The organism is Knoellia subterranea KCTC 19937, assembly GCF_000768685.1.
Taxonomy (GTDB): domain Bacteria; phylum Actinomycetota; class Actinomycetes; order Actinomycetales; family Dermatophilaceae; genus Knoellia; species Knoellia subterranea.
Genome location: NZ_AVPK01000004.1, coordinates 170,879 through 196,147, shown reverse-complemented (window position 1 = coordinate 196,147; position 25,269 = coordinate 170,879). Strand labels below are relative to the sequence as shown.

Genomic DNA, 25,269 nt, shown 5'->3' with positions numbered 1-25,269 from the left:
AATCAGGGACGGGCGATCTCCGCGAACCGGGGTCGGCCGATGACGGGGTTCTGCTTGAGCCGTGCCAGGTCGGTGGTGTTGCGCGAGATCGAGACGAGCAGCTTGCCGCTCGCGAGCGCCACCTCGGGGTGGGCCAGAGGTGCGTAGGCGAACTCGTCCTTGCCCGTGAGGAACGGCGCATCGAGGGCGGCGCTCACCTTCCACGGGCCCACGGGTTCGGTCGACGCCCAGGTCGCAACGGTCGAGCCGAGGTCGCCGTCCTTCTTGGAGACGGCGACGACCTTGCCGTCGATCTCGTGCACGGACAGGGTCTGCGACACCCCGCCCTGGGACGGGATGATCGCCGTGGCCCTGAGTTCGTCGGCCTGCCACCTCTCGCCGTCCCAGAACTCCCACGTCCCGCGATCCTGCGCCGTCGCGAGCGCAGCCCGACCTACCCGCAGGGATCGTCCGAACGCCGTCGCCCTGGGCAGTTCCGTCCCATAGACATAGATGTGGTCGCCGGACACCATCGACGCCGACCCCCAGTTCACCTGGTAGGCGTCGTCGCGGTCGGGGGTGAGTTCGAGGATCTGCTCGAGCTGCGGCGCCTCGCCCTCGGCGACGGTGAACGTCACGGCGTCCGAGCCGAGGTAGCGGAACCCCCACACGTCGTTGCCGCTGCCACGTCGGATGCGTGCGGTGAAGACGACGATGCGTTCGGTACCGCCCTCCTCGACGACGGAGACCGACATCGGCCAGCGCACCGTCCCGGGCTCGACGTCGGGGATGATCGGGCCGCGCGACGGCGCCATGAGCTGGCTGAGGCAGAGCCCGGACGTGATGAGCATGGAGTTCGCGACCATGGAGGGGCCGATGCCGGATCGTCGGATCGTGTCTCCGAAGACCCACACGAGACGACCGTCGTCCAGGCGCGCACTGGCCCCGATGTCGGCTGCCTGCCAATAGGGCAGGTCGGCCTCGGCGAGGATCGAATTCAGCTGGGCCACAGTGGGTTTGAGGTGCCCTTCGGTTGGCGCTGCGGGGCAGTCGACAGACATGGCGTATGCCGCTCCCTCGCCTTCTCCGGTTCCCTCACCTCCGAGTCCCGGCAGTGTGGAACACGCGCCGAGCGCAAGCGAGGTGGCGAGCGCCGCTGCGAAGACGGCATACCGGCGTGACGTCATGCGCCGACCGGCTCGGCAAGCGAGCCCTGGTCGCGGACGCGGAGGTGGACCCGGCGCGCGGCCGCGGTCGAGAGGAAGAGCGCCCCGGCACCCCACGCGAGCAGCACGGCGACGTCGAGCCAGAGGTGCGTCGTGGGACCGCCATAGGCGAGGGTCCGCAGTCCGGCGACCGAGTAGGACATCGGCAGGACGTGGTGCAGCCACTGGAGCGGTCCGGGCAGCGTCTCCCACGGGAAGGTTCCGCCGGCGCTGACGAGCTGGAGGACCATGAGGACGAGAGCGATGAACTGCCCGGTGTCCCCGAGTCGGGCCATGAGGCCGTGGATGATCGCCATGAAGACCATCGACACGAGCACCATGAAGGCCAGCATCCACCACGGGTGCGCGAGGTCGATGCCGACGGCGAAGCGGACGATGACCCACGTCAGGATCGCCTGTGCCACACCGATGATGGCCGGCGCGAGCCAGCCTCCGAGGGCCACTGGCAGGATGGCCCACCGGGTCGTCAGGGCCTCCTCCACGAGCGGTCGGGCGCGGGTGAAGAGCGTGAATCCACCGATCCACAGCGCGAGCGAGAGGAAGAACGGGGCGAGGCCCGCTCCGTAGGAGCCCGCCCTGGCGAGGGCCTCCGACACGATGCCGACCGGCGAACCGATGGTCTGGGCCACGGCCGTGCGCTGCGCGTCGGTCGGGTTCGGGATGCCCTTCGCTCCCTCTGCAAGGGACGAACTCAACTGTGCCGCACCGGAATCGAGCTTGGCCAGACCGGCATCAAGATCCTTCGCACCCTGGGCGAGGTCCTTGGATCCCGTCAGTGCCTTCTGCTGACCGGCGTTGAGGTCCCGCGCGCCAGTCGCCAACTCGGCGCTGCCGGCGGCGGCCGTGTCGATGGCTGACTCGAGGTCCGACGACGCGCTCGCGAGCTGTTCGGCACCGTCGGCGACCTGGTTGGCGCCGCTCGACAGGGCACCGAGGTCCTTCGAGGTCGACTGGAGGGTGGAGTTCGCATCGGCGATGGGCTGGCGGAGCCGGGCCGTCTCAGCGAGGACGGCGTCGATCTGGTCCTGGGTCAGCCCGGCCCCGGCGAGACGCGTCGGCAACTCGCTGTCGAAGGCCTCGAGGTCGCGGGTGATGCGCGACCCGGCGGCAGCAGCCCGGGCGCCTGCCTCGGCGACCTTGGCGTTGCCGTCGGCGACCTGGCGCGCGCCCTTGGCGAGCTGCTGCGTCTGTCCCGGAAGGGAATTCGTGCGCTGGTCGAGGGTGGCGAGGCCACTGTTCAGCCGGGCCGCACCGGACGAGAGTTGGGCGGAACCGTTGGCGAGTTGCTGCTGTCCGGTGACGAGTTCGGCGGCACCCGAGGCGAGCTTGGTGGAGCCGGCGTGGGCGTCGTGGGCCCCCGACGCAAGTTGGGCCGAGCCGGTGGCGGCCTTGCCGACCTGGTCATGGACGGTGGAGAGGCCACCGAGCAGCTGGCTCGCGGCCGTCCGGCTCACCTGCTGGGCGACCGAGGTCTGCACCTGGTCGACGACGCGCTCCGCGATGGTCCCCGCGAGGTAGTTCGTCGCGTCGTTGGTCTCGAGTTCGAGGTTGGCCAGGCGTGGGGTGAAGTCGGCGCTCGACGCCAGGTCGGCGGAGAACGACTCCGGGATCGTCAGGACGAAGGCGTAGTCGCCCTCCTCCAGTCCGTGGTGTGCCTGCTGCTCGTCCACCCGGTGCCACTCGAGGTCGCGCCCGGTGATCAGGGTGTCGGCCACCTCGTCGCCGACCTGGAGCTTCTCGCCGGTCGCGAGGGTCGTCCCGCGGTCCTGCACGACGACCGCCGCCGGCAGACCGTCGAGGTTCGCGTAGGGGTCCTTGTTGGCATAGAGATACAGCCCGGCGTAGAGCGACGGGACGAGGACCATGGCCGCGAGTGCGACCCTCGCGAAGGTCGAGTCGGTGAGCCGTCGCAGCTCGGTGAGCGCGACACGCAGCGCGGTCATGTGGTCTCCCATCGCGAGAAGTTTCCCGCTCCATCGTCGCTGGTACTGGTGCGTACCACTTCGGTACGCTACCGTACCACCATGACCTCGCCCGCCGCCAACCGACTGCTCGACGCCCTCGGAGAAGCACTCGTCGACCAGGGTCTCGCCCGCACCACCGTCGCCGACATCGCGCGAATCGCCGGCACCAGCAAGCGCACGTTCTATGAGCACTTCGCGACAAAGGACGAGGCCTTCCTGGCCCTGTATGCCGGCCGTGCAGCCGAGCTCATCGCCGCCATCTCCGCTGTGGTCACCGATCCCTCGGCGCCGATCGCGGACCAGATCCGCGGCGGGGTGCAGGCCTACCTCGGGCACCTCGCGGCCAACCCTGCACTGGCCCGCGCCCACATGCTCGAGTCGCACTCCCTCGGCCGCACCGGACTCGAGGCGCGCAGGACCCTCATCGACAGCCACGCCGCCTATGTCCGCGACCTCGTCGACCGGGCGCGGGCCCACCACCCGGACCTGCGGGCCCTGTCCGAGGCCGAGTCCGTCGCCGTCGTCGCGGGCCTCACCGAGCTGACACTGCGGGCGGCCCTGGACGACGAGCGCCTCGATCGCCCCGCTCACGTCGATGCCGCGGTCGACTTCATCACCGCCGTCGTCACGACCCCCTGACCGCCAGACGACTGATTGTGAGTCAGCCGCCGATGAGCGAGTCCCCGCGGACCGTGCGCCGGTAGACGACCATCCGCCCTCGACGCCGCCCCTCCACCAGACCGGACCTCGCGAGGATGCCGAGGTGGTAGGAGACCGTCGCCTGCGACCAGCCCGACGCCCGGGCCAGCCGCGACGTGGCCGCCGGCTCACCCGCCGCTGCCGGCACCGACCCACCGTCGGCAGCACGTCAGCTTCGACCTCGACATGGCAGCCGGTCGCCTCGTCGCCCGCGCCGGCGACATCACGGTGCGCATGAGCGGCGTGCTCGACCGGCGGTGGGTCGACGTGCCCGAATTCGAGCTCGGGGGCCGCATCGAGTCGCTCAACTTCGTCGTCGGTCCGTGCGCGCACGGCCAGATCTCGGTCGCCGGTCGCTCGCTGCCGGGTGCAGTCGTCAACTACGACATCCCGGACCGGCCGTGGACGTCGGCCTACCTCAGCTGGGGCGAGACCTGGCGCGCCTGACTCAGTCCTGCGGGGGTGAGGGGAGTGCGAAGGAGACACCCACCATCGCGACTCCCCTCCCATCCTCTTCGTATGCCGTCCGCTCCAGTGCCGCGAGCGCCGCACCCACGAGCGTGGTCGGGTCGCGCGTCGGCTCATCGAGGTGGCCCTGCTGGATGACGGCGTACTGGTCGTCGAAGCGTAGGTGGACGTCGAGGCGAGTGGGTTCACGCGGATCCTCACCAAGGCGATCGAGCGCGCGAAGGACGTTGTCCTGCAATGCTTTCTCGACCATCGAGCGCTGACGCGTGGCGCGACCGAGGGAGCGTGTGGACGAGATCGACTTGCGCGGTCCGGGCAGTTTGATGGTGGCGTCATCCACGCCGTCACGGATGGCGAGAAGGTTCTTCGCCATGGCCTTGGCGACGCGGCGCTCGACGAGACCCTCGACGGTCCACCCTGCGAGGTCGGCGACGTGGACGATGGCGGCCTCGTGCAGCTTGGCTGTCGTGGCCGGGCCGACGCCCCAGAGGTCGGCGACGGGGAGCCGGGGACGGACTCGCGCCTCGGTGGCCGCATCGACGACGACGAGGCCGTCCGGCTTGGCCCGGCGGCTGGCGAGCTTGGCGAAGAGCTTGGCCCGAGCGACACCGGCCGACACAGGCAGGCCGAGCTCGCGCCGGGCGCGTTCGCGCAGGTGGGCCGCGATGCGGCCGGCCTCGTGGGCGGCTGCGTCGTCCTGCCCTCCCCCGTCGAGAGCCGTCACGTCGAGGAACGCCTCCTCCATCGAGCCGGGCTCGACGAGCGGAGTGACGTCCCGGAACATCGTCATCAGCTCGGCACTGACCGCCTCGTAGACCTCGCCCCGGAACTCGGCCACCCGCAGTTCGGGCCAGCGGCGCAGGGCGTGACGCAACGGCATACCGGCATGAACGCCCAGCGCTCGGGCCTCATAACTCGCACAGGCGACCACCTGCGGACCCACGACCATCGGCACCCCGCGCAGGTGCGGGTGGTCGCGCTGTTCGACGGACGCGAAGAACGCGTCGGCGTCGGCATGGATGAGCATGGCTCCACGGTCGCACCGGCCACCGACAGGACTCAGCCGAAGCGGGACTCGAGGACTCGCCGCGCGGCCACTGCCGGGTCGTCCCCGAGATCGGTGCCGTCGTCGGGGATGGCGCCGGTGAGCCACAGGGTGGCGAAGCCGTGGACGACCGACCACGCCGCGGCTTCATCGACCGGTCCCCCGTCGGCGAGCGCCGCACGCAGTGCCTGGCGAGCGCGTTGGCCCTCGCGGAGGAGGTCGGCATCGTCCCACCGCAGGAGCTCACGTCGGAACATCACGTCGAAGTGCGCGGGATGCGCCACGGCGAACTCGACATAGGCCACCCCGGCATCGACGAGAGACCGCACGGACGGAGCGGCAAGGGCGTCCGCAAGCAGTGAATAGCCCTGTGCCGCAACGGCGGTCAGCACTCCCGTCTTGTCGCCGAAGTGGTGTGCCGGTGCCGTGTGCGAGACGCCGGCTGCCCGCGCGACCTCACGCAGACTGAGCGCGACGACGCCCGAGCGTCCGATCGCCTCGACCGCGCCGGCGACGACGGCATCGCGCAGATTCCCGTGGTGGTAGCCGTGGTGAGAGCCGTCCGGTGCCATGCCCTGCAGCCTAGCGGGAATCTTTCCATTGACAAGTTCATTGCAATCACGGCAATCTAGCCACTGCAAAGATTTCAACGCATCCCCAGGAGACCGTCATGGAACCGCTCATCGCCCTCGTGGCCGTCACCCTCGCGACGTACGCATGGCGTCGCGACCTCCCCCTCGCCGTCCGCGCCGGAGTCACGGCGATGTTCCTCCTCACCGGCGTCGTGCATTTCGTCGGCATGCGGCAGGAGCTCATCGACATGGTGCCGCCAGCCCTCCCCAACCCGGGGCTGCTCGTCACGATCTCGGGAATCCTCGAGATCGCGGGAGCGGTCGGCCTGTGGTTCGACCGACTGCGCCTGCCTGCCGCGGGAGGCCTCTTCCTCACGCTCTTCGCACTCTTCCCGGCGAACGTGCAATTGGCCCTCTCAGGAGAAGACATCCCCTGGCACGACCAACTCCTGCCGCGCACGCTGCTCCAGATCGTCTTCCTCACCGCCACCGGCTACCTCACGTGGGTGGAGATCCGCGGACGCCGCACCGGGCGGCCCAGCGCGGGGGCCGGCACCGGGTCGGGTCGCACCCTGACGGACGCCCGCCTCTGACAGACTCGGCGGCATGGACTTCCGCAACGCCTACGCGCACGGATTCGCCCGCGTCGCCGCCTGCACCCTCCCGGTCTTCATGGCCGACCCGGCCAGGAACGTCGAGGCCACCCTCGAGCAGGCCAAGGCCCTCCACAAGGACGGCGTCGCCGTCGCGCTCTTCCCGGAGCTCGGCATCTCGGGCTACGCCATCGATGACCTCTTCATGCAGGACGTGCTCCTCGACGAGGTCGACGCGGCGATCGTGGCGCTCGCGAAGGCGACAGCCTCCCTGCGCCCGATCGTCGTCGTCGGGGCGCCGCTGCTCATCGGCAACCGGCTCCTCAATTGCGCGGTCATCATCCAGGGCGGCGAGGTCATCGGCGTCGCACCGAAGTCCTACCTGCCGAACTACCGCGAGTTCTACGAGAAGCGCTGGTTCGCCGCCGGGGACGACGCCGTCGACACCCTCATCAATCGCCCGCACTGGCCCGGAGCGGACGAGGACGGTGACATCGCCTACGGCACCGACCTGCTCTTCGAGGTCACCGACGTCCCGGGCCTCACCGTCCACGTCGAGGTGTGCGAGGACATGTGGGTCCCGATCCCGCCGAGCCACCGCGCGGCCCTCGCCGGGGCGACCGTGCTGCTCAACCTCAGCGCCTCCCCCATCACCGTCGGCCGGGCCGATGACCGCCACCTGCTCGCCCGCTCCGCGAGCGCTCGCTGCAACGCGGCCTACCTCTATGCCGCGGCGAGCGAGGGTGAGTCCTCGACGGACCTGTCGTGGGACGGCATGACGATGGTCTACGAGATGGGAGACCTCCTCGGCGAGACCGAGCGCTTCCCGTCCGGACCGCAGGCGACTGTCGTGGACGTCGACCTCGACCGCCTCCGTCAGGAGCGCATCCGCCAGGGCAGCTTCGACGACAACCGTCGCGTCGAGGGCATCGGCGAGCCCGGCGGAGAGGCGTTCCGCGTCATCGCACTCGAACTCGACCCGCCCACGGGTGACCTCGGCCTGCGGCGCAAGGTCGACCGCTTCCCGTTCGTCCCCGACGACGAGGCCCGCCTCGCACAGGACTGCTACGAGGCCTACAACATCCAGGTCTCCGGGCTCGAACAGCGGCTTCGCGCGATCTCGACGAAGGACTGGCAGCCCAAGATCGTCATCGGCGTCAGCGGTGGCCTCGACTCCACCCACGCCCTCATCGTCGCGGCCAAGGCGATGGACCGGCTGGGTCGCCCGCGCACCGACATCATCGGCTTCACGATGCCGGGGTTCGCGACGTCCGACGGCACCAAGAGCAACGCGATCCACCTCATGGAGAGCCTCGGCATCACCTTCGAGACGCTCGACATCCGACCGGCTGCGACCCAGATGCTCAAGGACCTCGGCCACCCGGCCGGCGAGGGCAAGGAGGTCTACGACGTCACGTTCGAGAACGTCCAGGCCGGCCTGCGCACCGACTACCTCTTCCGCGCGGCCAATCAGCGCGGCGGCATCGTCCTGGGCACCGGAGACCTGTCCGAACTCGCCCTCGGCTGGTGCACGTACGGCGTCGGCGACCAGATGAGCCACTACGGCGTGAACACCGGAGTGCCCAAGACGCTCATGCAGCACCTCATCCGCTGGGTCGTGAGCAGCGGCCAGTTCGACGGAGAAGGCAGCGGCGGCGAGTCAGTCAACGACACCCTCACCGAGATCCTCGACCAGGAGATCAGCCCCGAGCTCGTCCCCACGAAAAAGGGCGAGAAGATCCAGTCGACCGAGGACTCCGTCGGCCCGTACGCCCTGCAGGACTTCACGCTCTACCACGTCCTTCGCCGGGGCTACCGTCCGAGCAAGATCGCCTTCCTCGCCGAGCAGGCGTGGTCCGACGCGGCGACCGGCGACTGGCCGGCGGGCTACCCCGAAGGTGAGCGGCCGGCATACGACCTCGCGACGATCCGTCATTGGCTGGAAGTCTTCGTCAAGCGCTACTTCGCCAACCAGTTCAAGCGCAGCGCACTGCCCAATGGGCCCAAGGTCGTCTCCGGCGGCACGATGTCGCCTCGCGGTGACTGGCGCATGCCGTCCGACGTCTCGTCGGCGGCGTGGCTGGCCGAGATCGAACGCAACGTTCCGAAGGGCTAGGGCACCCACTCTTTCGGTATGCCGTCCGCCCGCCTTCCGCGGACCGGTTCAGCCGCCGAGGTCGCCTGTGAGGTAGTGCTGCACGGTCGGCCCGACGATGGCCACGATCCGCTCGCGCGGGAGGCTGGCGTGCGGTTCGATGCCGAGCACGTGCCGGAACATGGCGATGCCGATGAGTTGTGAGGCGGTTCTCCTCGCGTCTCCGGATCCAGCTGAGCTCCGCCGCCATCTACAGCGTCGTCGCGGGACTCGCCTTCGCCGCCGTCCTGGACTTCTGGTTCGGCACACTCGATGGCAACTACCTCGGCGAGGCCGGAGCCATGGCTGCCACGATCGCGGCCGGCCTCCTCGCCATCCTCGGGCTCCAGCGCATTCTCGGCGCTGCCGGAATCGGGCTCGGCGCCGCCCTGCTCATGCTCCTCGGCAACCCGCTGTCCGGCCCCCTATCGGCCTTGTGTGTATGGGCCCACGCTCCGGCGTGGCCTCATACACACAAAGGCCGTCAGGGTTCGTCTCAGCGAGACAGGTGCGTCTCGGCGAGCAGGCGCGACAGCTTGGCCGGGTTGCGAACGGCGTAGCTGCCCGTGATGCGCCCGTCCTCGACGGCGAACGCGAAGACGCTGTCGACCTCGCCATTGAGACGGACGAGCAGGGCGGGCCAGCCGTTGAGCTCGAGGGGCTCGAACGTGATCGCCCCCGGGAACTGCGCGAACCCTGCCGTGAAGAGCCGCGACACCTTGTCGCGCCCGTGGACCGGGCGGGGCAGGGCCTGCTTGACTCCACCACCGTCGGCGAGCGCCACGACGTCCGGCGCGAGGATGTCCGCGAGCGCCTGGAGGTCGCCCGTCTCGAGGGCCGAGCGGAAGGCCGAGACCGCCACCTCGGCCTCGCGCCGCGTCACGTCGACCCGGGGTCGGCGGGCGTGGACGTGGGATCGTGCCCGGTGCGCGATCTGCCGCACCGCTGACTCGCTCTTGTCGACCGCCTCCGCCAGCTCGTCGTAGTCCAACCCGAACACCTCGCGCAGGACGAACACCGCCCGCTCCGTTGGCGACAGCGTCTCGAGGACGAGGAGCATCGCGACCGACACCGAGTCGGCGAGCTCGACGTCCTCGGCGACGTCGCGCGACGTGAGCAGCGGTTCGGGAAGCCACGGACCGACGTACTCCTCACGCCGGCGCGACACCGCGCGCAGTCGGTCGAGGGCCGTGCGACTGACGATCCGTACGAGGTAGGCGCGCGGATCCTGCACCGTCGTGGCGTCGACCTTGGACCACTTGAGCCACGCGTCCTGAACGACGTCCTCGGCGTCGGCGGCGGACCCGAGCATCTCGTAGGCCACGGTGAAGAGCAGGCTCCGGTGCGTCGTGAACGGGTCCTCGCCCCTCTCCTCGTCGCGCATCTCGCGGTTGCTCACGCGGTCGAGGCTACGGGCGCACTCGCCGGTGCGGCGAGTGGAGCGAGCCCGCACGCCGCGGCGAACTCCTCACTGTGGATGCCGAGCGCGACGTTGCTCCGCGCCGACAGGTTCATGAACCCGACCCGCGCGGTGAGCTCGATGAGCCCGGCGGCACCGAGGTCCTCGAGGAGCGACGCCGACAGCTCGTCCGTGACCGTCGGCGAGGTCTCGCACATCGCCTCGGCGTACTCGAGCACGCGCCGCTCCACCGGCGTGAACACGTCCGACTCGCGCCACCGCGGTACCTCGCGGGCCTTGGTCTCGTCGAGCCCCTTGTTGTGGGCCATGAAGTAGTTGAAGTCCAGGCACCAGCTGCAGCCGATCCGAGCGGCAGCCGCCATGACGGCATACGTCGCAAGGTTCTTGTCGAGCTCGTCCCAGGACTCGACCTTGCGCCCGATGCCGCCGAGGTCCATGAAGATCTTCTGGTGGTGCCACATGACGCCGATCGATTCGGGCGTCTGGCCGAGGATGCGCTTCGTCATCCTCTTCACGAGCCAGCCCTTGACCCCGGTGACCTCGGCTGCGGGGATGCGAGCGTCCATCGTCGTCTCCTTCGTGCGGCGGGCTGCCGGGTTGGCGCCCTGTTGACATGAAGACGCCGCCCGGCGCTGGCCTGTGACAGGACGCGGTGGTCGACTTTGCGAAACCCTTGCCGAACGCACACCTCGCCTTTGCCCACCTCGGCGTATGCCGGGTGCAGGCTCAGCGCCATGCCCACCACCGCGCCCCTTGCGTCGCGCACCTCGATGCGCACCTCGATGCCTGCCACCACTGTCGTCGCGCTCCTCGTGACTGCCCTCCTGACCGTCCTCGCGCTCACCGCCGTCACGGCCCGATCGGCCACTGCGGCCCGGGCCCGGCACCGACGTCCACCACCTCCGCCCCGAGGACGTCACGGTGAACTCGGACCGCGGCAACCTCGACTTCGACAACGGCGGCTCGGCGGTCAACCAGTGCTCGGACTGCTGGCGCGACGGCGACTCGTTCGAGCCGCGCGACTCGGTCAAGGGTGACGTTGCCCGGATGATCTTCTACATGGCGGTCCGCTACGAGGGTGGTGACGGCTTCGCCAACCTCGAGCCGAACGAGTCGGTCAACAACAACACCGCTCCCTACATCGGCATGCTCTCCGTTCTCAAGGCGTGGAGTGCGGGCGACCCGCCGGACGCCTTCGAGAAGCGGCGCAACGAGCGGATCCACGCCCAGTGGCAGCACAACCGCAACCCCTTCATCGACCACCCCGAGTGGGTCACGTCCATCTGGCCCTGACCCGACTTCTTGCGCTGTTGGGACGGCGAGCGCCAGCGAGTTGTCCCAACAGCGCAAGAAGTCGAAGGTGACAGGACGGCATACCTCCTGCCTTGTGTGCCTCAGCGGTCCCAAAACGGGACCGCTGAGGCACACAAGGCAGGGGTTCAGGTGCCGAGGTCGCGGAGGACGTCGCCGTCGAGGCGGAACGTCGTCCACTCGTCCTGCGCGACGGCGCCGAGGCTGCGGTAGAAGCCGATCGACGGCTCGTTCCAGTTGAGCACCCACCACTCGAGCCGCGTGTACCCGCGCTCGACGCAGAGCGCGGCGAGGCTCGCGAGGAGCTCGCGCCCCAGCCCACTCCCCCGGTGCTCGGGCTGGACGAAGAGGTCCTCGAGCCAGATGCCGTTGCGTCCGGTCCAGGTCGAGAAGCTGAGGAACCACACCGCCATGCCGACGACCTCCCCGTCGACCTCGGCAACGTGGGCGAACGTCGTCGGCGTCCCCTCGGTCGGGAACAGCGCCGCGAGGAAGTGCTCCTCCGTCGCCTCGACGGCATCGGGTTCCTTCTCATAGACCGCGAGCGCGTGGACGAGGTCGAGGATCGCCGGGATGTCGTCGGGCGTGGCTTCGCGGATGCGAGTCGTCATGGTGGCGAAACTACGCCGGTATGCCGGACGCGTAGGTTGGGTTCCATGGCGACCGTTCCCGAGGCCCTGGCCCACCTGCTGCGCGACCCGAACTACGGCCATCTGGCGACGGTGCGTCGCGACGGCTCACCACAGGTCAACCCAATGTGGTTCCTGTGGGACGAGGAGAGCAACACGTTGCGTTTCACGCACACGAACAAGCGGGCGAAGTTCCGCAACCTGCAGGCCAACCCCGGCATGGCACTCGAGGTCATCGACCCGGACAACCCATTCCGCTTCATCGAGGTGCGCGGGCGCCTGGCCGAGGTCGTGCCGGACCCGGAGGGCGCGTTCTATCCGGTGCTCGGCGCGCGGTACGGCGATCCGGACACGCCCGTCCCGCCGGACAAGGCGGACCGGGTCATCCTCGTCATGTCGATCGACAAGGTGACGCAGAAGTGAGCGCCACCCCGGTCATCTTTCATGTCACCGCGCCCGAGACGTGGGAGCGGGCCGTGGCGGAGGGGACCTTCACCGAGTCGACGCTCGGCCGGTCCCTGGAGGAGGAGGGCTTCATCCACTGCTGCGATGAGGAGCAGCTCGACTTCGTCCTCGCGAACTTCTACGCCGCCGTCCCGCACGACCTCGTCCGCCTGACGATCGACCCGACGCTGCTGGAGTCGCCGCTCGTCCGCGAGGTCGGCAACCCGGAGACGGGTGAGGAGTTCCCCCACGTCTACGGGCCACTCAACCCCTCGGCCGTCATCGCCACGAAACTCCTCCACCCGCCCCACGGCCAGCCCTCCTGACAGACCGCTCCCGACGTACGCCGGGAGCGGTGAGCTCCCGGCATACGCAATGGACTGTCTGCTGACGTCAGGACTCAGGAGCGGACCGCACCACCGGCGTCGCGGCGGGCCTTGACGATCGAGTCGATCGCCTCCCACGCGGCGACCACGACGATGCCCGCGCCCACGAGGCCGACGGGTACCGACCAGTCGGCCGACCAGCCGAACTTCTCCTCCAGCTGGCCCGGCAGATCTGCCACGAGCAGCTCGTCGCGGCTGAGCAACCAGAGCAACAGCGTTGCGGAGGCGGCGTTCGTCGCGACGTTGAGGGCCGCGAGGACCGGAGTCCACCGGCCGGCACGCCACACGAGGACGGCGAGCACCGCATCGAGTGCGATGAGCACCACGAGGGCGACCTGCCAGACCGTGTCCACGTCTGGGTTGAGGACCTGGATGGCGTTGCCGCCGACTCCGCCGAACTGCCACGCCACGATGGCTGCGAGCGCCACTGCGAAGACCGCGCCGAAGATCGTCTCGCCGAGGCCGACACCACGACCGGGGACCTCGGCCAGCTGGTCCGGGTTCCACGAGTCGAGGGGGCGGTTGCGCTCCTCCTCGGGACGGGACCACTCGATGATCGCGAAAGTCACCGTCACCCAGAAGGCGAGGTGGACCGCGACCGAGAGCATGAGCAGGAACGCCTCGAGCAGGATCGAACCCCAGTGCTCGTCGCTCGTCGTGGCCTTCGCGATGAAGTTCGCGACGAGGACGAGTGGGAGGACGATCGCGGGCAGGACCCGCATGAGCCGGATGTAGTCGGGATAGATGCCCGGCCCGATGAGGTAGCCCGGCCGCCCGCCATAACTGCGCGCCAGCGTGATCGGGTCGCCGAGCTCGGTCACGGCCTCACGCTCTGCGTCCTCGGGGGTGAGGCCGCCCGCCGTCTTGTCGTCGACGGCATCGGCAATGGTTCCGCGGAGCTCGCGGGCGACATCGTCTCGGCCGTCCGTGGGCAGGTGCCGCGTGACCGTGTGGATGTAGCGGTCGGCGAGCGTGCTCTTGGTCTTGGTGTTGGTGTTGTTCCTGGCAGTCATCGTGTGTCTCCTCTGTCGGCGGCCCCGTCGAGGGAGCCGATCGCCGCGTCGAGCGATCGCCATTCGGTCATGAGCTGGTCGAGCACGGCGGCGCCGTCGGGGCTGACCCGATAGAACTTGCGTGGCCGCGCCTCGTCGGTGTTCCACTCGCTCGTCAGCAGGCCCTGCTTCTCGAGTCGGCGGAGCAGTGGGTAGAGCGTGTTGCCCTCGACCGCGAAACCGGCCTCGGCGAGGGTCTCGAGCAAGGCGTAGCCATAACGCGGCTGCGCCAGCGTCGTCAGGCAGGCGAGCACCACGGTTCCCCTGCGGAGCTCCTGCAGGTGTCCTGCGATGAGGTCTTCGTCCATGCATCACACCATAGTGTGTGTGACACAGCATCGTCAATGGCACATGTTTGCGTGCGGCCGAGGCCAGCGTGGTTCAGGCGTCGCTCAGACCTTCCTCAGCGCAGCTCAGGCGTCGGCGGACCGCCCGCGACGGGTCGGGTGGGCGTTGAGCTCGAGGAGCATCTCGAGCAGGCGCTGCGCCGACGGGTTGGGGCGCGCCGTTTCGCGGACGAGTGCGGAGATCTCGCGCACGGGGGTCGGGTCGGTGACCCGGATGCGCGTGACTTCCGGCGGCAGCAAACGGGCCGCCAGGCGCGGCATGATCGAGATGCCGACTCCGGCCGCGACGAACGCAATGGCCGAGAAGTGCTCCTGCGCCTGCACCCGGAACCGCGGCGTGAATCCCGCTGCGGCACAGGCGGATACGACGATCCGGTGGCCGAGGCTTCCCGCAAGGTCATTGGACACCCACGTCTCACCACGCACGTCGGCGAGGGGAATCGAACGGACCTTGGCCAGCTCGTGCTCGGCCGGGACCACCGCCACGAACGGATCGCTCGCGAGCGGCACGTGGCGATAGCCCGCGCGACCTCCCCCCTCGGGAGGATCGATGACGACGTCGATGTCCGGCGTGATGTTGCGGCTGGCGAGCTCGTTGAGGACGAGGTCGACGGTGAGGTCCGGGTGCTCGAAGGTGAGCCGTTTGATGAGCGCCGGCATCCAGGCCGCGCCCGCCGAGCTGAAGTAGCCGACGGACAGCCGACCACTGCGCCCCTCGCGCAGGTCGGCGACGACGGAGTCGAGGCGCCCCCACTGGCTCATGGCCTCCTCGCTCTGGGCCGCGAGTTCGAGGGCCGCCTGGGTGGGGGCGATGCCTCGCCCGGCGCGCTGGAAGAGCGTCAGGCCGGTCTCACGGGCGAGCGCGCTGAGGTGCTGACTGACGGCGCTGGAGGTCATGCCGAGGTTGTCGGCCGCGGCCTGCACGGACCCGCCGGCGACGACGGAACGGAACACACTGAGCCGATGCGGATCGAGCATCCCACAACTCTAAAGCATGGCTTAATTACCGCTAAGTAAAGTCACGTTGTGCTAAGGAGTTGAACGCTGGATCATTATCTCCATGATCCCTCGCACGCACACGCTCTCCACCGCCCACCGCATCGCTGACAAGCTCCGCAACTTCCGTCGCCCCGGCACGTCCGGCTGGTCCACCGTCGTCGACATGGACAGCACCCGCGCCAGCCACGAGCTCATGGTCGCCTCGCAGTTCCAGCAGGTCAACCGCTCCATCTGAGCCTCCATCGGGCACGTCACCGCGCTCTCACGAGCGCCGATGCACCACCCCCACAGCGCTGAACCGCTCTCGGTTCAGCGCTGATTCTTTTGCCCCCGCCGCGGGGGTGGCGGCTCAGGGCGTCAGTCACGCTGCCCGAGCCGGGCCCTCACCTGACGATCGAGCGCGTGCAGCTCGTCGTGGCGTTCCTCCCGCACGAGTCGCTCGACGTGATCCGGGTCGAGACCGTGCCGACGCGCACCGTCGAGACTCTCCGCCGAGAGCAGGTCGGGCAGCCCGAAGGTCGGCGCCTCGCCTCGGGCCGAGGGACGCTCGGCAATGGCGATGTCCCGCTCCCGACCCAGCTCACTGTCGCCACGACCAAAGGCGTCGAGCACGAGTCGCGCGTAGGCCGCATGCCCCATCCCATTGGGGTGGAAGGACACCTCGAGCGGCCAGGACGCACCGTTGAGCCACTCCTGCGCGTCACAGATCGCGTGGCCGTCGAACGCCGCCCGCGGATCGACGAACTGCGCGTCGGCATCGCGGGCGGCCGCACCGATGACGCCGGCGAGTTCGTCCACGCCGGCTTCCAGCCGCCGCATCTCGTGCGGGCTGAAGAACGTCAGCGCGTTGCAGTCATCGCCGTTGAACAACACGGGGTATGCCGTGAGCACCAGTTCCGCCGTCGGCGCACCCTGCGTGATGCGCCCGAGAACGCCCGCCAGCCGTGACGGCAGTTCGGTCCGAAGCGTCGCGAGCGCCGCATCGATGGCCGCGTCCGAGTCCCCCATCCAGGACGGCTTCGCGCACTCGATGAGGACCGGCGTGAACCCCACGTCGTTGCCACCGATCGTGAGCGAGACGTGGGACGTGGCGGGCGTCAGCGCGGAGAGCTGCTTCCGCTCGACGTCTCGGATCGTCGCGCCGAGACAGGCTTCGTAGGCCAGGTCGAGTCCGAGGGCTCGGGCCACCAGCACGGGGTAGCCGTCCATGGCCCGCCAGCACTCACTGCGCCGGGCCCCACCCCCGACGCCCGCGGCATACGAGTCTCCGAGTGCGACGTACGGGTGCGGCATCCGCCCATCCAAGCAGTCGAAAGGAGAGAACTCGCCGCGCCAGCGCGTGGCTGGACAGCGAGTTCTCTCACTCGACCGGACGGGCGGGTCGGCCCGGAGCGAGGTCAGGCCTGCGGAGCGGTCCCACCCTGGGCGGCCTGCGCCTGCGCGACCTGGGCACGCACGTCGTCCATGTCGAGCTCCTTGATCTTCTCGATGATGCCCTCGAGCGCCGGCCCGGGCAGGGCGCCGGGCTGGGAGAAGACGAGGATCGAGTCGCGGAACGCCATGAGCGTGGGGATCGAGGTGATCTGGGCCGCGGCGGCGAGCTGCTGCTCCGCCTCGGTGTCGATCTTGCCGAAGACGACGTCCGGGTGATTCTCGGACGCCTCCTCGAACACGGGCGCGAACCGCTTGCAGGGGCCGCACCAGTCGGCCCAGAAGTCGACCAGCACGATGTCGTTGCCCGTGACGGTCTTCTCGAAGGTGTCGGCGGTCAGCTCGACAGTGGCCATGCGTGAACTCCTGGAACTTGGGGGTGGGTCGTGTCGTTCTCCAGCATGACAACACCGGAAGTCGCTCGGATCATCCGAGGCGGGCGGACGGCATACGCAATCGGTCTGGCCGAACCCACCCGAAAACCGCACCCGCCCCCGGGACATGCCAAGGGCGCGCGTCGGTACAGGGGTTCACGACGCGCGCCCGGCTTCTGCCAGCCTAGCGACAACCAAGGGTTGTTGAAAAGGTTTCGAGAATGTGATGCGCGCCGCTGCGAGCGCCCACGCGACGGGAAGCACCGCCATATGCTGCCGAGGGTGAGCACCACCGACGCCGACCGCAAGCACGTCTTCCACTCCTGGTCCGCGCAGGCGCAGATCTCGCCGCCGGAGATCAGCCGGGCGCAGGGATCGCACTTCTGGACCGCCGACGGGACGAAGTACCTCGACTTCTCGAGCCAACTCGTCAACGTCAACATCGGCTACCAGCACCCGAAACTCGTCGCCGCGATCCAGGAACAGGCGGGGCGGCTGCTCACGGTTTCGCCGGCCTACGCGAACGACGTGCGTTCCGAGGCAGCGCGGCTCATCGCCGAACTGGCGCCCGGCGACCTGGACTCCGTCTTCTTCACCAACGGTGGCGCCGAGGCGACCGAGAACGCCATGCGCATGGCGCGACTGCACACCGGGCGGCAGAAGGTGCTCACGACCTACCGCAGCTACCACGGCGCCACCGCGGGGGCGATCTCGGCGACGGGTGAGCCGCGGCGCTGGCCGTCGGAACCGTCGGTGCCCGGCATCGTGCACTTCTGGGGGCCCTACCTCTATCGCTCGGCGTTCCACGCGACGACCGAGGCCGAGGAGTGCACGCGGGCGCTGCAGCACCTGCGCGACACGATCATGGTCGAGGGCGCGTCGACGATCGCCGCGATCATGCTCGAGACCGTCGTGGGGACGAATGGCGTTCTCGTGCCGCCGGATCGCTACCTCGCCGGCGTGCGCGAGATCTGCGACGAGCACGGCATCGTCTTCATCGCCGACGAGGTCATGGCCGGGTTCGGCCGGTGCGGTGAGTGGTTCGCCATCGACCGCTGGGGTGTGACGCCCGACCTCATCTGCTTCGCCAAGGGCGTCAACTCGGGCTACGTGCCGCTCGGTGGCGTGGTCATCTCGGCTGCGATCGCAGCGACCTTCGCCGATCGGCCCTACCCGGGAGGGCTGACCTATTCCGGGCACCCCCTGGCGTGCGCGTCGGCCGTCGCCTCGATCGGCATCTTCAAGGAGGAGGGCGTCCTCGAGCACGTACGCGGCGTCGAGGAGACGATCCTGCGGCCCGGGTTGGAGGAGATCGCCGCGCGGCACCCGTCCGTCGGCGAGGTCCGTGGCGTCGGATTCATGTATGCCGTGGAGCTGGTTCGGTCTCGGGAGTCCCGTGAGCCGTTGGTCCCGTTCAATGCGTCGGGCCCGGCTGCGGCTCCGATGGGTGCCTTTGCTGCCGCCTGTCGCGAGCAGGGGTTGTGGCCGTTCGTCCACTTCAACCGCACGCATGTCGTGCCGCCCTGCACGACGACCGCGGCCGAGATGCGCGAGGGCCTCGAGAAGCTCGACGCCGCCCTCACCGTCGCCGACGGCTACTGCCGCGACTGACTGACCCACCCCACCAGCCCCAACTTTCCCGCCTGAAGTGGGTTCCTCTCACTCCGCTTGATCGCCGCGGTCAAGCGAAGTGAGAACTCGTGACGTCTCGCGACGGGCCCCACGTTCCGCGGGGGCACGTCGAGACCGGCTCAGGACTCGCGGGTGAGGACGATGGCGCTGTAGGGGCCGAGCGTGAGCACGGCGCTCTGCTCGCACCCGTCCATCGGCGGGCCGTCCGCGACGACGTCGAACGCGTCGACTCCACCGAACTCGGGGGCATAGAGCGGGGAGTCGGAGTTGAAGCGGACCTTCCACTCCCCCGGCGCCGGGAAGCCCACGGCGAACTCGCCGTAGACCTGCGTCGAGAAGTTGAGGACGACGAGGGTGTCGTCGTGCGCCCCGCCCTCGGCCCACCGGTGGAGGGCGATGACCTTTGCGCCGTTGTCGACGCGCAGGAAGTTCGCGCCGGACCCACGCAGGCCACGACTCACGTTGTCGGCGTTGCGGCGCAGGCGGATGAGATCGCGGTGCAGCGCAACGATGCCGGCGTTGGCCTCGGACTTGCCCCAGTCGAGCGCGACGGAGTCGTCGAACCAACGGTCCTCGAGGAACTCCTGCCCCTGGAACATCATCGGGATGCCGGGCGAGCACATGACGGTGACGAACCCGAGGGCCGCCCGCTTCTTCGCCGCCCACGAGTCGGCGTCGCCCGGCGCCACGGCCTCGGGAAGGCGGGTCTTGCCATTGGCGACCTCGTCGTGCGACTCGGTGTAGATGACGCGCGTGCCGGCCGGGCCCCGCCCCGCCCCGTCGATGGAGGCCGCGACTGCCTCGACATTGCGGTCCTCGTCGCTGAGTTCGGTGAGTGCCTGGCGGACCGGGTGGACGAAGCCGGCGTCCCACTGCGCGTGGAAGCCGAGGCCGCCCTGCTCGGTCATCGTCGTCACGACGGGGTCGTTCTGGAGGTCCTCGGCGATGAGCAGCTTCCACGGTTGGCGGCTCCGGATCTCCGAGGTGAGCCATGACAGGTACGATGCACCGTCGGGGATCGCCGCTCCCCCGTCCCATGTCCCACCCGTGACGGACCGGATGTAGTTCGTCGCGTCGAATCGCAGCCCGTCGCAGTGGAATTCCTCGAGCCAGAGCAGCGCGCTGTCACGGAGGAAGCCGCGCACCTCGGGCCGCCCGTAGTCCGGCCGAGTCGCGCCCCAAGGCGTGGCTGCGCGCCAGTCGTTGTAGAAGTAGATGCCGCCACCGTCGTTCTCGGACCACCCATCGAAGCGCCACAGGTCGAGGTCCGATGGGCCGATGTGGTTGTGGACGACGTCGACGATGACTGCCATGCCGTGCTCGTGCGCCGCCTTGATGAAGGCCTTGAACGCGTCGGGCCCGCCATAACCGGACTCGACGGCGAAGAGATGACTGGGGTTGTAGCCCCACGAGATGTCACCGGCGTACTCGAACGGCGGCATCACCTGGATGACCGAGACACCGAGGTCGCTCAGGTGCCCGAGGCGACCGATCGCGGACTCGAAACTCCCCCGGGGGCCGGCGTCGCCGCCACCAAAGGTGCCCACGTGCAACTCGTAGATGACCACGTCGTCCCACGCCGGCATACGGAAGTCGTTCTCACCCCAGTCGAACGAATTCGGTTCGTACACAACACAATTGCCCACACTGTTCGTCATCTGACGGGCGTAGGGGTCAGCACGCCACACGACCTCGGAGCCGGTGTCGACCTGGAACTGGTACTCCTGCCCGGCGCGCACCCCCGGCACGTGGACCGACCAGGTCCCGGACGAGCTGTCACCGTCACGCTCGAACTGCGGGTTGTTGCCGCTGTCCCATCCGTTGAAGTCCCCGATGACCCAGACATGCTGCGCGTTCGGGGCCCAGACGCGAAACGTCACGCCGTCGTCGACCGGGATGGCGCCCATGCCGCCGTGGGGTGAGGGAGCGGTGAAGTCCATGGCGATCAACCTAGTCCGCGCGTAGCGCTCCGCCACGTGCGTCCCGTTGCGAGGATGTCGCCATGGAGGTCCGCATCGTCGGAGAACCGCTGCCCGATCCCGTTGTCGGCGGGCGCGCCGTTCTTGTCGGTATGCCGCGTGGCCGGGTCGTCGAGTCGCCTCGCCCAGTCGCCGGGTCGTCCATGACGTTCGTGGCCGAGCTCGACGTGGTGGTGACGCCCGAGGGGGTGGACTACCGGGGGCCCTGGGTCCAGGGCCGCAAGGGCGAGCGCTTCCTCTATCTGAGCTGGGGGCACGACGACGGGGACGGTTTCGTCCTCGACCGGCGGGCCAAGCTCATGCTCGGCGTGCTCGACCCTGCGGACATGCTCGATGCCCGACCCGACGCGGTGCTCGAGGGGCGGCTGTCACTCGTCGACGCCCGAGGCGGGCCGGTGTGCGCCGCCGTTCGACCACCCGCCATCCGTTGGCGCCTCGTCGCGAGCGAGCGCTGACGGGTCAGGGGTGGGTCATGTCCTCGGGGACGACCCACTCGTCGAACTGCTCGGCCGTGACGTCGCCCGAGGCAAGGGCCGACTCGCGGAGCGACAGCCCCTTCTTGTGGGCGTTCTTGGCGATGGCCGCCGCCTTGTCGTAGCCGATGTGCCGGTTGAGGGCCGTCACGAGCATGAGGTTGCTCGCGAGATTGGCCTCGATCCGCTCCTCGTTCGGCTCGATCCCTGTCGCGCAGTGGACGGTGAACGACCGGACGGCATCGGCGAGCAGCCGAGTCGACTCGAGCACGGCGTGCGCCATCACGGGCTTGAAGACATTGAGCTGGAAGTTGCCCTGCGACCCCGCGAACGCCACCGTCGCGTCGTTGCCGAAGACCCGGGTCGCGACCATGGTCAGGGCCTCGCACTGGGTGGGGTTGACCTTGCCGGGCATGATGGACGAGCCGGGCTCGTTCTCGGGAATCCTCAACTCCCCCAATCCATTTCGCGGACCGCTCGCATACCAACGGACGTCGTTGGCGATCTTCATGAGCGCTCCACCGAGGGTCCGGAGACCGGCCGAGGCGTTCACGAGGGCATCGTGCGCCGACAGTGCTGCGAAGAGGTCGGGTGCCTGACGGAACGCCTGCCCGGTCTCGGCCGCGATCTTCTCGGCCGCGAGCTCACCAAAACGCGGATGGGCATTGAGCCCCGTCCCGACCGCCGTCCCACCGATGGCGAGAGCGCGAGCCGACTCCACGGCATACGCAATGGTTTGCGTCGCGTCATCGAGTTGGGCGACCCATCCGCCAAAGACCTGACCGAGGGTCACCGGCGTGGCGTCCTGGAGGTGCGTGCGGCCGACCATGACGACCGAGGCGTACGCCGTCCGCTTGCCATCGAGGACTGCGCGCAGCTCCGCGACCGCCGGCTCCAACCGCTCGACGATCTCGAGGACGACGGCGATGTGCATGGCCGTCGGGAAAGTGTCGTTGCTCGACTGGCCACGGTTGACGTGGTCGTTGGGGTGGACGGGCGACTTGGAGCCGCGTTCACCGCCGGCGAGTTCGATGGCGCGGTTCGACACGACCTCGTTGGCGTTCATGTTGGACTGCGTTCCCGAGCCGGTCTGGAAGACGACGAGCGGGAACTGGTCGTCGAGGGACCCCGAGATGACGTCGTCCGCCGCGCGCACGATGAGGTCTGCGACGTCGGCGGGGAGTTCGCCCAGCTCGCCATTCGCCTGTGCCGCAGCCTTTTTGAGGATGCCGAGCGCGCGGATCATCGGCCGCCCCCACACGAACGTGTCGCGCCCGATGTCGAAGTTCTCGATGCTCCGCTGGGTCTGTGCTCCCCAGTAGGCATCGGCCGGGACCTCGATGGTGCCCATCGTGTCGGACTCGGTCCGGTGTGCAGTGCCATTGTGCTGGGGTTCCGCCATGGCTCCACGTTAGGCACCACAATGGCGGAATGACAGAGCCGCATCCGATCGAGACCTGGCTCACCGACATGGATGGCGTCCTCGTCCACGAGGAGCACGCGATCCCGGGAGCAGCGGACTTCATCGCTGCCCTGCGCGCGCACGAGCGGCCCTTCCTCGTGCTGACGAACAACTCCATCTACACCCCTCGCGACCTGCGGGCGCGGCTGTTGGCCAGCGGCATCGATGTCCCCGAGGAGTCGATCTGGACCTCGGCCATGGCGACCGCGCAGTTCCTCGCGGACCAGCGACCGGGCGGCACGGCATACGTCGTCGGCGAAGCCGGCCTCACGACGGCACTGCACGACGTCGGCTACATCCTCACGAGCCGCACGCCGGACTACGTCGTCCTCGGCGAGACGCGCACCTATTCGTTCGAGCAGATCACGCAGGCGATCCGGCTCATCGAACGCGGCGCCCGTTTCATCGCGACGAACCCCGACGTGAGCGGCCCGTCGCACGAGGGGACGCTCCCCGCAACGGGATCGGTCGCGGCGCTGATCTCGGCGGCGACCGGCCGCCAGCCCTACTACGTCGGCAAGCCCAACCCGCTCATGATGCGCAGCGCCCTCAACCGCCTCGATGCCCACTCCGAAACGACGGTCATGGTCGGCGACCGCATGGACACCGACATCGTCTCCGGCCTCGAAGCCGGGCTGCGAACAGCCCTCGTCCTCACCGGCTCCACGCGTCCCGAAGCCATCGAACTGTTTCCCTATCGGCCCACCGCTGTGATGGACTCGATCGCCGACCTTGTCCCCATCGTCGAGTCCAGAGGACCCATCGCATGACGTCAGAGACACCAGATCCGTTGTCCGAGACCGAGATTCCGCCGCACCAGAGCGGATTGCCCGACCTGACGGGTATGCCGTCCGGCTGGGTCGCGCGCGTCCCCTCACGTGACGACGTGCCGGCTCTGATCGCTCTCACCGAGGCGCACCAGGTGGCCGCGAAGGGCTCGGGTTCGGTCGACCCCGACCTCGTCGAGAGCAACGTCGCCGGGACCGGGTCGTGGACGAAGCACCAGGCGGTCGTGACCGATGCCGACAACACGATCCTCGGGTGGGCATCCGTGCACGACCGAGCCGGCGGGCGCACGATGCTCGAGGTCCTCGTGGCGGTGGAAGGGCTGTCCGAGGCGGACGCCGATCGGTTGGCGTCAGTGTTGTTCGCGTGGGTCGAGGATGCCGGGCGCGTGTTTGCCGCTGGACGCGACCTCCCGGGGACGCAGCTGGACGCGAGCGCCTATGCCGACGATGCGCGGCAGCGGCGCTGGCTGGCCGCCGCCGGCTATCGCCAGACCCGAACCTGGCTGCAGATGTCGCGACCGGTGAGTGCGGATGAGGCGGAGGCGGGCGCCCTGCCCGGCCCGCGCGAGGGCGTGACGATCCGGCGAGTGGCCAAGCACGACAACGGATTGCCCGTCGCGGCCGACCTGCAGACAGTGCACCGGATGCTCGAGGAGTCGTTCGCCGACCACTTCAACAGCTATCGGGAGTCCTTCCCCGAGTTCCTGACCCGACTGCGCGAGGACCCCGGCCACCGGTGGGACCACTGGTGGATCGCCGAGATCGAGGTTGACGGCGACGGCGCAGAGGGCGTTACCAGCGAGGTCGTGCCGGGAGGGGCACTCGTGTCGTCGATCCTCAAGCCGGATGCTTCCGGCGTCGAGGGCAGCTATGTCGACTACATCGGCGTGCACCGCGACGCGCGAGGTCGTGGGGTGGCGAAAGCGTTGTTGCACAGCGTGATTCGCGATGCGGCCGAACGTGGACGCAACCGCGTCGGGCTCGAGGTGGATGCCGACTCCCCGACCGGAGCGGACGGTCTCTATCTCTCGATGGGGTGGGTCACGGCACACAAGACCGAGTCCTGGCATCGCGACATCACCACCCGCGACTGATGGTGACTTCGCACATGAGGAGGGCAGCGACGAACTGTGCGAAGTCACCATCAGTCGCGCAATAGGTCGGGTCAGTGCTGGGTGAGGCGCGCGAGGATGACCTCGAGCAGGGCGTCCTGACCATCGTCACCCGCAGCCAACGGAGCCGTGACGAGGTCGGCGCCGGCGTCGGAGAGCCGGTCGTGGAAGAAGCCCTCGGCCAGGAGGTAGGCCGCCACCATCACGTGTTCGGCCCCGGCTGATCGCGCCGCTGCCACTGCATCGGCCACGGTCGGCTGCGTGCCCGCGGCGTAGGCCACCATCACCGGCCCGTCGCAGAGCTGCCCGAGCTGGAGCGCGACGGTCTCGACGTCGTCGGCAGCGACCGGTCGACTCGACCCGGCGGCGGCGAGCACGACATGGGCTCCTTCAGGCACCTTCGCGGCCCTGAGTCGCTCAGCTAGTAGCTCGGCGAGCAGCGGGTCGGGCCCGAGTGGAGGCACTGCACGCGAGCCCGGGTGCCCGGCCACGGCATCGGCGATGTCGACGTCAACATGGAAACCACGACTCAGGAGCAATGGGACGACGACCACGGACGTGTGCCTCGTCATGATGTCGTCGAGCACGGCACCGACGAACGGCTCCTGCACGTCGACGTAGGCGAGCGCCACCTCCTGTCCGGGAAGGGCTTCGGCCACTCGGCGGGCCAGGCTCCTCACCGTCTCTGCGCCACGCTCGTCGCGTGTGCCGTGGGCGACAAGGACGACCGCGGTGTGCTCCATGCCGCTA

General features: G+C 69.1%; 28 protein-coding genes and 1 pseudogene. 12 read left to right on the top strand and 17 right to left on the bottom strand.

Translation table 11 applies throughout. The features are described 5' to 3' along the window. Positions 1 to 2: 2 nt before the first annotated feature. The gene (locus N803_RS08775; RefSeq protein ID WP_035904261.1) at positions 3 to 1,166 is read right to left on the bottom strand and encodes a DUF4185 domain-containing protein; all 1,164 of its coding nucleotides are present in this window, start codon (positions 1,164 to 1,166) and stop codon (positions 3 to 5) included. Beyond that, on the bottom strand, positions 1,163 to 3,160 hold the full coding sequence (locus tag N803_RS08770) for a YhgE/Pip family protein (RefSeq protein WP_245617130.1): 1,998 nt from the start codon (positions 3,158 to 3,160) through the stop codon (positions 1,163 to 1,165). The genes N803_RS08775 and N803_RS08770 overlap by 4 nt, the downstream gene beginning before the upstream one ends. Positions 3,161 to 3,229: 69 nt before the next feature. Here N803_RS08770 and N803_RS08765 point away from each other — a divergent pair, with 69 nt between their 5' ends. Further along, positions 3,230 to 3,808 carry a TetR/AcrR family transcriptional regulator gene (locus tag N803_RS08765; protein ID WP_052112076.1) on the top strand — a complete coding sequence of 193 codons (579 nt, stop codon included), beginning with the start codon at positions 3,230 to 3,232 and terminating at the stop codon, positions 3,806 to 3,808. A 22-nt stretch (positions 3,809 to 3,830) separates the two neighbouring features. Here the strand turns inward: N803_RS08765 and N803_RS08760 are convergent, their stop codons facing one another. Next, positions 3,831 to 4,016: an ArsR/SmtB family transcription factor gene (locus N803_RS08760; RefSeq protein WP_035904260.1), complete on the bottom strand. Its 186-nt coding sequence runs from the start codon at positions 4,014 to 4,016 to the stop codon at positions 3,831 to 3,833. Positions 4,017 to 4,054: 38 nt separating this feature from the next. Between N803_RS08760 and N803_RS08755 the strand changes: the two genes are divergently transcribed. Beyond that, positions 4,055 to 4,315, top strand: a complete 261-nt coding sequence (locus N803_RS08755; RefSeq protein ID WP_052112075.1) for a hypothetical protein — start codon at positions 4,055 to 4,057, stop codon at positions 4,313 to 4,315. Position 4,316: 1 nt separating this feature from the next. Here the strand turns inward: N803_RS08755 and N803_RS08750 are convergent, their stop codons facing one another. Both N803_RS08750 and N803_RS08745 read right to left on the bottom strand, forming a co-directional pair. Continuing rightward, a complete protein-coding gene (locus N803_RS08750; RefSeq protein WP_035904258.1) occupies positions 4,317 to 5,363 on the bottom strand; it encodes a Y-family DNA polymerase in 1,047 nt (348 codons plus the stop codon). A 32-nt stretch (positions 5,364 to 5,395) separates the two neighbouring features. After that, positions 5,396 to 5,953: a TetR/AcrR family transcriptional regulator gene (locus N803_RS08745; RefSeq protein ID WP_035904257.1), complete on the bottom strand. Its 558-nt coding sequence runs from the start codon at positions 5,951 to 5,953 to the stop codon at positions 5,396 to 5,398. 98 nt (positions 5,954 to 6,051) lie between these two features. Here N803_RS08745 and N803_RS08740 point away from each other — a divergent pair, with 98 nt between their 5' ends. Together N803_RS08740 and N803_RS08735 are read left to right on the top strand one after the other, a co-directional pair. After that, the gene (locus N803_RS08740) at positions 6,052 to 6,546 is read left to right on the top strand and encodes a DoxX family protein (protein WP_035904255.1); all 495 of its coding nucleotides are present in this window, start codon (positions 6,052 to 6,054) and stop codon (positions 6,544 to 6,546) included. 13 nt (positions 6,547 to 6,559) lie between these two features. After that, positions 6,560 to 8,662: an NAD(+) synthase gene (locus N803_RS08735; RefSeq protein WP_035904254.1), complete on the top strand. Its 2,103-nt coding sequence runs from the start codon at positions 6,560 to 6,562 to the stop codon at positions 8,660 to 8,662. A 48-nt stretch (positions 8,663 to 8,710) separates the two neighbouring features. Here N803_RS08735 and N803_RS19015 read toward each other — a convergent pair whose 3' ends face one another. From N803_RS19015 to N803_RS08720, 3 genes are all read right to left on the bottom strand, one after another. Continuing rightward, positions 8,711 to 8,950: a TetR/AcrR family transcriptional regulator gene (locus N803_RS19015; RefSeq protein WP_281174988.1), complete on the bottom strand. Its 240-nt coding sequence runs from the start codon at positions 8,948 to 8,950 to the stop codon at positions 8,711 to 8,713. 226 nt (positions 8,951 to 9,176) lie between these two features. Continuing rightward, positions 9,177 to 10,064, bottom strand: a complete 888-nt coding sequence (locus N803_RS08725) for an RNA polymerase sigma-70 factor (protein WP_084764337.1) — start codon at positions 10,062 to 10,064, stop codon at positions 9,177 to 9,179. An 11-nt stretch (positions 10,065 to 10,075) separates the two neighbouring features. After that, a complete protein-coding gene (locus N803_RS08720; RefSeq protein WP_035904249.1) occupies positions 10,076 to 10,666 on the bottom strand; it encodes a carboxymuconolactone decarboxylase family protein in 591 nt (196 codons plus the stop codon). A 301-nt stretch (positions 10,667 to 10,967) separates the two neighbouring features. On the opposite strand from N803_RS08720, the gene N803_RS08715 reads away from it, so the two are divergent. Then, positions 10,968 to 11,393, top strand: a complete 426-nt coding sequence (locus tag N803_RS08715) for an endonuclease I family protein (protein WP_211253491.1) — start codon at positions 10,968 to 10,970, stop codon at positions 11,391 to 11,393. A 146-nt stretch (positions 11,394 to 11,539) separates the two neighbouring features. Here the strand turns inward: N803_RS08715 and N803_RS08710 are convergent. Beyond that, positions 11,540 to 12,028 (bottom strand): annotated as a pseudogene (locus N803_RS08710) (N-acetyltransferase family protein); the annotation flags it as partial. A gap of 39 nt (positions 12,029 to 12,067) precedes the next feature. Between N803_RS08710 and N803_RS08705 the strand changes: the two are divergent. Both N803_RS08705 and N803_RS08700 read left to right on the top strand, forming a co-directional pair. Then, complete coding sequence (locus tag N803_RS08705) at positions 12,068 to 12,463, top strand: PPOX class F420-dependent oxidoreductase (protein WP_035904246.1); 396 nt, start codon at positions 12,068 to 12,070, stop codon at positions 12,461 to 12,463. Continuing rightward, complete coding sequence (locus N803_RS08700; RefSeq protein ID WP_035904245.1) at positions 12,460 to 12,810, top strand: DUF952 domain-containing protein; 351 nt, start codon at positions 12,460 to 12,462, stop codon at positions 12,808 to 12,810. The genes N803_RS08705 and N803_RS08700 overlap by 4 nt, the downstream gene beginning before the upstream one ends. Positions 12,811 to 12,884: 74 nt before the next feature. On the opposite strand, the gene N803_RS08695 is transcribed toward N803_RS08700, so the two are convergent. The 3 genes from N803_RS08695 to N803_RS08685 all read right to left on the bottom strand — a co-directional run bounded on the left by N803_RS08695 (position 12,885) and on the right by N803_RS08685 (position 15,247). Continuing rightward, entirely contained in the window at positions 12,885 to 13,883 is a 999-nt protein-coding gene (locus tag N803_RS08695) for a permease prefix domain 1-containing protein (protein ID WP_035904244.1), read from the bottom strand. Continuing rightward, positions 13,880 to 14,230, bottom strand: a complete 351-nt coding sequence (locus N803_RS08690; RefSeq protein ID WP_035904243.1) for a PadR family transcriptional regulator — start codon at positions 14,228 to 14,230, stop codon at positions 13,880 to 13,882. The genes N803_RS08695 and N803_RS08690 overlap by 4 nt, the downstream gene beginning before the upstream one ends. A 105-nt stretch (positions 14,231 to 14,335) precedes the next feature. Next, positions 14,336 to 15,247 (bottom strand): LysR family transcriptional regulator, encoded by a 912-nt coding sequence (locus N803_RS08685; protein WP_035904242.1) that lies wholly within the window; start codon positions 15,245 to 15,247, stop codon positions 14,336 to 14,338. An 82-nt stretch (positions 15,248 to 15,329) separates the two neighbouring features. Here N803_RS08685 and N803_RS18300 point away from each other — a divergent pair, with 82 nt between their 5' ends. Continuing rightward, positions 15,330 to 15,503 carry a hypothetical protein gene (locus N803_RS18300; RefSeq protein WP_156969710.1) on the top strand — a complete coding sequence of 58 codons (174 nt, stop codon included), beginning with the start codon at positions 15,330 to 15,332 and terminating at the stop codon, positions 15,501 to 15,503. A gap of 122 nt (positions 15,504 to 15,625) precedes the next feature. Here N803_RS18300 and N803_RS08680 read toward each other — a convergent pair whose 3' ends face one another. Together N803_RS08680 and trxA are read right to left on the bottom strand one after the other, a co-directional pair. After that, positions 15,626 to 16,561, bottom strand: a complete 936-nt coding sequence (locus N803_RS08680) for an SGNH/GDSL hydrolase family protein (protein WP_052112074.1) — start codon at positions 16,559 to 16,561, stop codon at positions 15,626 to 15,628. Positions 16,562 to 16,665: 104 nt separating this feature from the next. Beyond that, the gene (trxA, locus tag N803_RS08675) at positions 16,666 to 17,055 is read right to left on the bottom strand and encodes a thioredoxin (RefSeq protein WP_035904241.1); all 390 of its coding nucleotides are present in this window, start codon (positions 17,053 to 17,055) and stop codon (positions 16,666 to 16,668) included. A 288-nt stretch (positions 17,056 to 17,343) separates the two neighbouring features. Here trxA and N803_RS08670 point away from each other — a divergent pair, with 288 nt between their 5' ends. Further along, positions 17,344 to 18,684 carry an aspartate aminotransferase family protein gene (locus N803_RS08670; RefSeq protein ID WP_035904238.1) on the top strand — a complete coding sequence of 447 codons (1,341 nt, stop codon included), beginning with the start codon at positions 17,344 to 17,346 and terminating at the stop codon, positions 18,682 to 18,684. Positions 18,685 to 18,824: 140 nt separating this feature from the next. Here the strand turns inward: N803_RS08670 and N803_RS08665 are convergent, their stop codons facing one another. Continuing rightward, on the bottom strand, positions 18,825 to 20,645 hold the full coding sequence (locus N803_RS08665) for an alpha-amylase family glycosyl hydrolase (protein ID WP_035904237.1): 1,821 nt from the start codon (positions 20,643 to 20,645) through the stop codon (positions 18,825 to 18,827). 62 nt (positions 20,646 to 20,707) lie between these two features. On the opposite strand from N803_RS08665, the gene N803_RS08660 reads away from it, so the two are divergent. Continuing rightward, entirely contained in the window at positions 20,708 to 21,139 is a 432-nt protein-coding gene (locus tag N803_RS08660) for a DUF5990 family protein (RefSeq protein ID WP_035904236.1), read from the top strand. A 4-nt stretch (positions 21,140 to 21,143) separates the two neighbouring features. On the opposite strand, the gene fumC is transcribed toward N803_RS08660, so the two are convergent. Then, the gene (gene fumC / locus N803_RS08655; protein WP_035904235.1) at positions 21,144 to 22,559 is read right to left on the bottom strand and encodes a class II fumarate hydratase; all 1,416 of its coding nucleotides are present in this window, start codon (positions 22,557 to 22,559) and stop codon (positions 21,144 to 21,146) included. Between the two features lie 29 nt (positions 22,560 to 22,588). Between fumC and N803_RS08650 the strand changes: the two genes are divergently transcribed. Further along, positions 22,589 to 23,389 (top strand): HAD-IIA family hydrolase, encoded by an 801-nt coding sequence (locus N803_RS08650; protein ID WP_035904234.1) that lies wholly within the window; start codon positions 22,589 to 22,591, stop codon positions 23,387 to 23,389. Next, the gene (locus N803_RS08645) at positions 23,386 to 24,501 is read left to right on the top strand and encodes a GNAT family N-acetyltransferase (RefSeq protein WP_342666687.1); all 1,116 of its coding nucleotides are present in this window, start codon (positions 23,386 to 23,388) and stop codon (positions 24,499 to 24,501) included. Before N803_RS08650 ends, N803_RS08645 begins: the two co-directional genes overlap by 4 nt. Positions 24,502 to 24,572: 71 nt before the next feature. On the opposite strand, the gene N803_RS08640 is transcribed toward N803_RS08645, so the two are convergent. Beyond that, complete coding sequence (locus N803_RS08640) at positions 24,573 to 25,262, bottom strand: sirohydrochlorin chelatase (RefSeq protein ID WP_035904232.1); 690 nt, start codon at positions 25,260 to 25,262, stop codon at positions 24,573 to 24,575. Positions 25,263 to 25,269: the final 7 nt, after the last annotated feature.

What these genes read in the sequence shown, in the direction of transcription:
- N803_RS08775 (WP_035904261.1), bottom strand. Translation starts at nt 1,166, where the DNA reads ATGACGTCACGCCGGTATGCCGTCTTCGCAGCGGCGCTCGCCACCTCG.
- N803_RS08770 (WP_245617130.1), bottom strand. Translation starts at nt 3,160, where the DNA reads ATGGGAGACCACATGACCGCGCTGCGTGTCGCGCTCACCGAGCTGCGA.
- N803_RS08765 (WP_052112076.1), top strand. Translation starts at nt 3,230, where the DNA reads ATGACCTCGCCCGCCGCCAACCGACTGCTCGACGCCCTCGGAGAAGCA.
- N803_RS08755 (WP_052112075.1), top strand. Translation starts at nt 4,055, where the DNA reads ATGGCAGCCGGTCGCCTCGTCGCCCGCGCCGGCGACATCACGGTGCGC.
- N803_RS08750 (WP_035904258.1), bottom strand. Translation starts at nt 5,363, where the DNA reads ATGCTCATCCATGCCGACGCCGACGCGTTCTTCGCGTCCGTCGAACAG.
- N803_RS08745 (WP_035904257.1), bottom strand. Translation starts at nt 5,953, where the DNA reads ATGGCACCGGACGGCTCTCACCACGGCTACCACCACGGGAATCTGCGC.
- N803_RS08740 (WP_035904255.1), top strand. Translation starts at nt 6,052, where the DNA reads ATGGAACCGCTCATCGCCCTCGTGGCCGTCACCCTCGCGACGTACGCA.
- N803_RS08735 (WP_035904254.1), top strand. Translation starts at nt 6,560, where the DNA reads ATGGACTTCCGCAACGCCTACGCGCACGGATTCGCCCGCGTCGCCGCC.
- N803_RS08725 (WP_084764337.1), bottom strand. Translation starts at nt 10,064, where the DNA reads ATGCGCGACGAGGAGAGGGGCGAGGACCCGTTCACGACGCACCGGAGC.
- N803_RS08720 (WP_035904249.1), bottom strand. Translation starts at nt 10,666, where the DNA reads ATGGACGCTCGCATCCCCGCAGCCGAGGTCACCGGGGTCAAGGGCTGG.
- N803_RS08705 (WP_035904246.1), top strand. Translation starts at nt 12,068, where the DNA reads ATGGCGACCGTTCCCGAGGCCCTGGCCCACCTGCTGCGCGACCCGAAC.
- N803_RS08695 (WP_035904244.1), bottom strand. Translation starts at nt 13,883, where the DNA reads ATGACTGCCAGGAACAACACCAACACCAAGACCAAGAGCACGCTCGCC.
- N803_RS08690 (WP_035904243.1), bottom strand. Translation starts at nt 14,230, where the DNA reads ATGGACGAAGACCTCATCGCAGGACACCTGCAGGAGCTCCGCAGGGGA.
- N803_RS08685 (WP_035904242.1), bottom strand. Translation starts at nt 15,247, where the DNA reads ATGCTCGATCCGCATCGGCTCAGTGTGTTCCGTTCCGTCGTCGCCGGC.
- N803_RS18300 (WP_156969710.1), top strand. Translation starts at nt 15,330, where the DNA reads ATGATCCCTCGCACGCACACGCTCTCCACCGCCCACCGCATCGCTGAC.
- N803_RS08680 (WP_052112074.1), bottom strand. Translation starts at nt 16,561, where the DNA reads ATGCCGCACCCGTACGTCGCACTCGGAGACTCGTATGCCGCGGGCGTC.
- trxA (WP_035904241.1), bottom strand. Translation starts at nt 17,055, where the DNA reads ATGGCCACTGTCGAGCTGACCGCCGACACCTTCGAGAAGACCGTCACG.
- N803_RS08670 (WP_035904238.1), top strand. Translation starts at nt 17,344, where the DNA reads ATGCTGCCGAGGGTGAGCACCACCGACGCCGACCGCAAGCACGTCTTC.
- N803_RS08665 (WP_035904237.1), bottom strand. Translation starts at nt 20,645, where the DNA reads ATGGACTTCACCGCTCCCTCACCCCACGGCGGCATGGGCGCCATCCCG.
- N803_RS08660 (WP_035904236.1), top strand. Translation starts at nt 20,708, where the DNA reads ATGGAGGTCCGCATCGTCGGAGAACCGCTGCCCGATCCCGTTGTCGGC.
- fumC (WP_035904235.1), bottom strand. Translation starts at nt 22,559, where the DNA reads ATGGCGGAACCCCAGCACAATGGCACTGCACACCGGACCGAGTCCGAC.
- N803_RS08650 (WP_035904234.1), top strand. Translation starts at nt 22,589, where the DNA reads ATGACAGAGCCGCATCCGATCGAGACCTGGCTCACCGACATGGATGGC.
- N803_RS08645 (WP_342666687.1), top strand. Translation starts at nt 23,386, where the DNA reads ATGACGTCAGAGACACCAGATCCGTTGTCCGAGACCGAGATTCCGCCG.
- N803_RS08640 (WP_035904232.1), bottom strand. Translation starts at nt 25,262, where the DNA reads ATGGAGCACACCGCGGTCGTCCTTGTCGCCCACGGCACACGCGACGAG.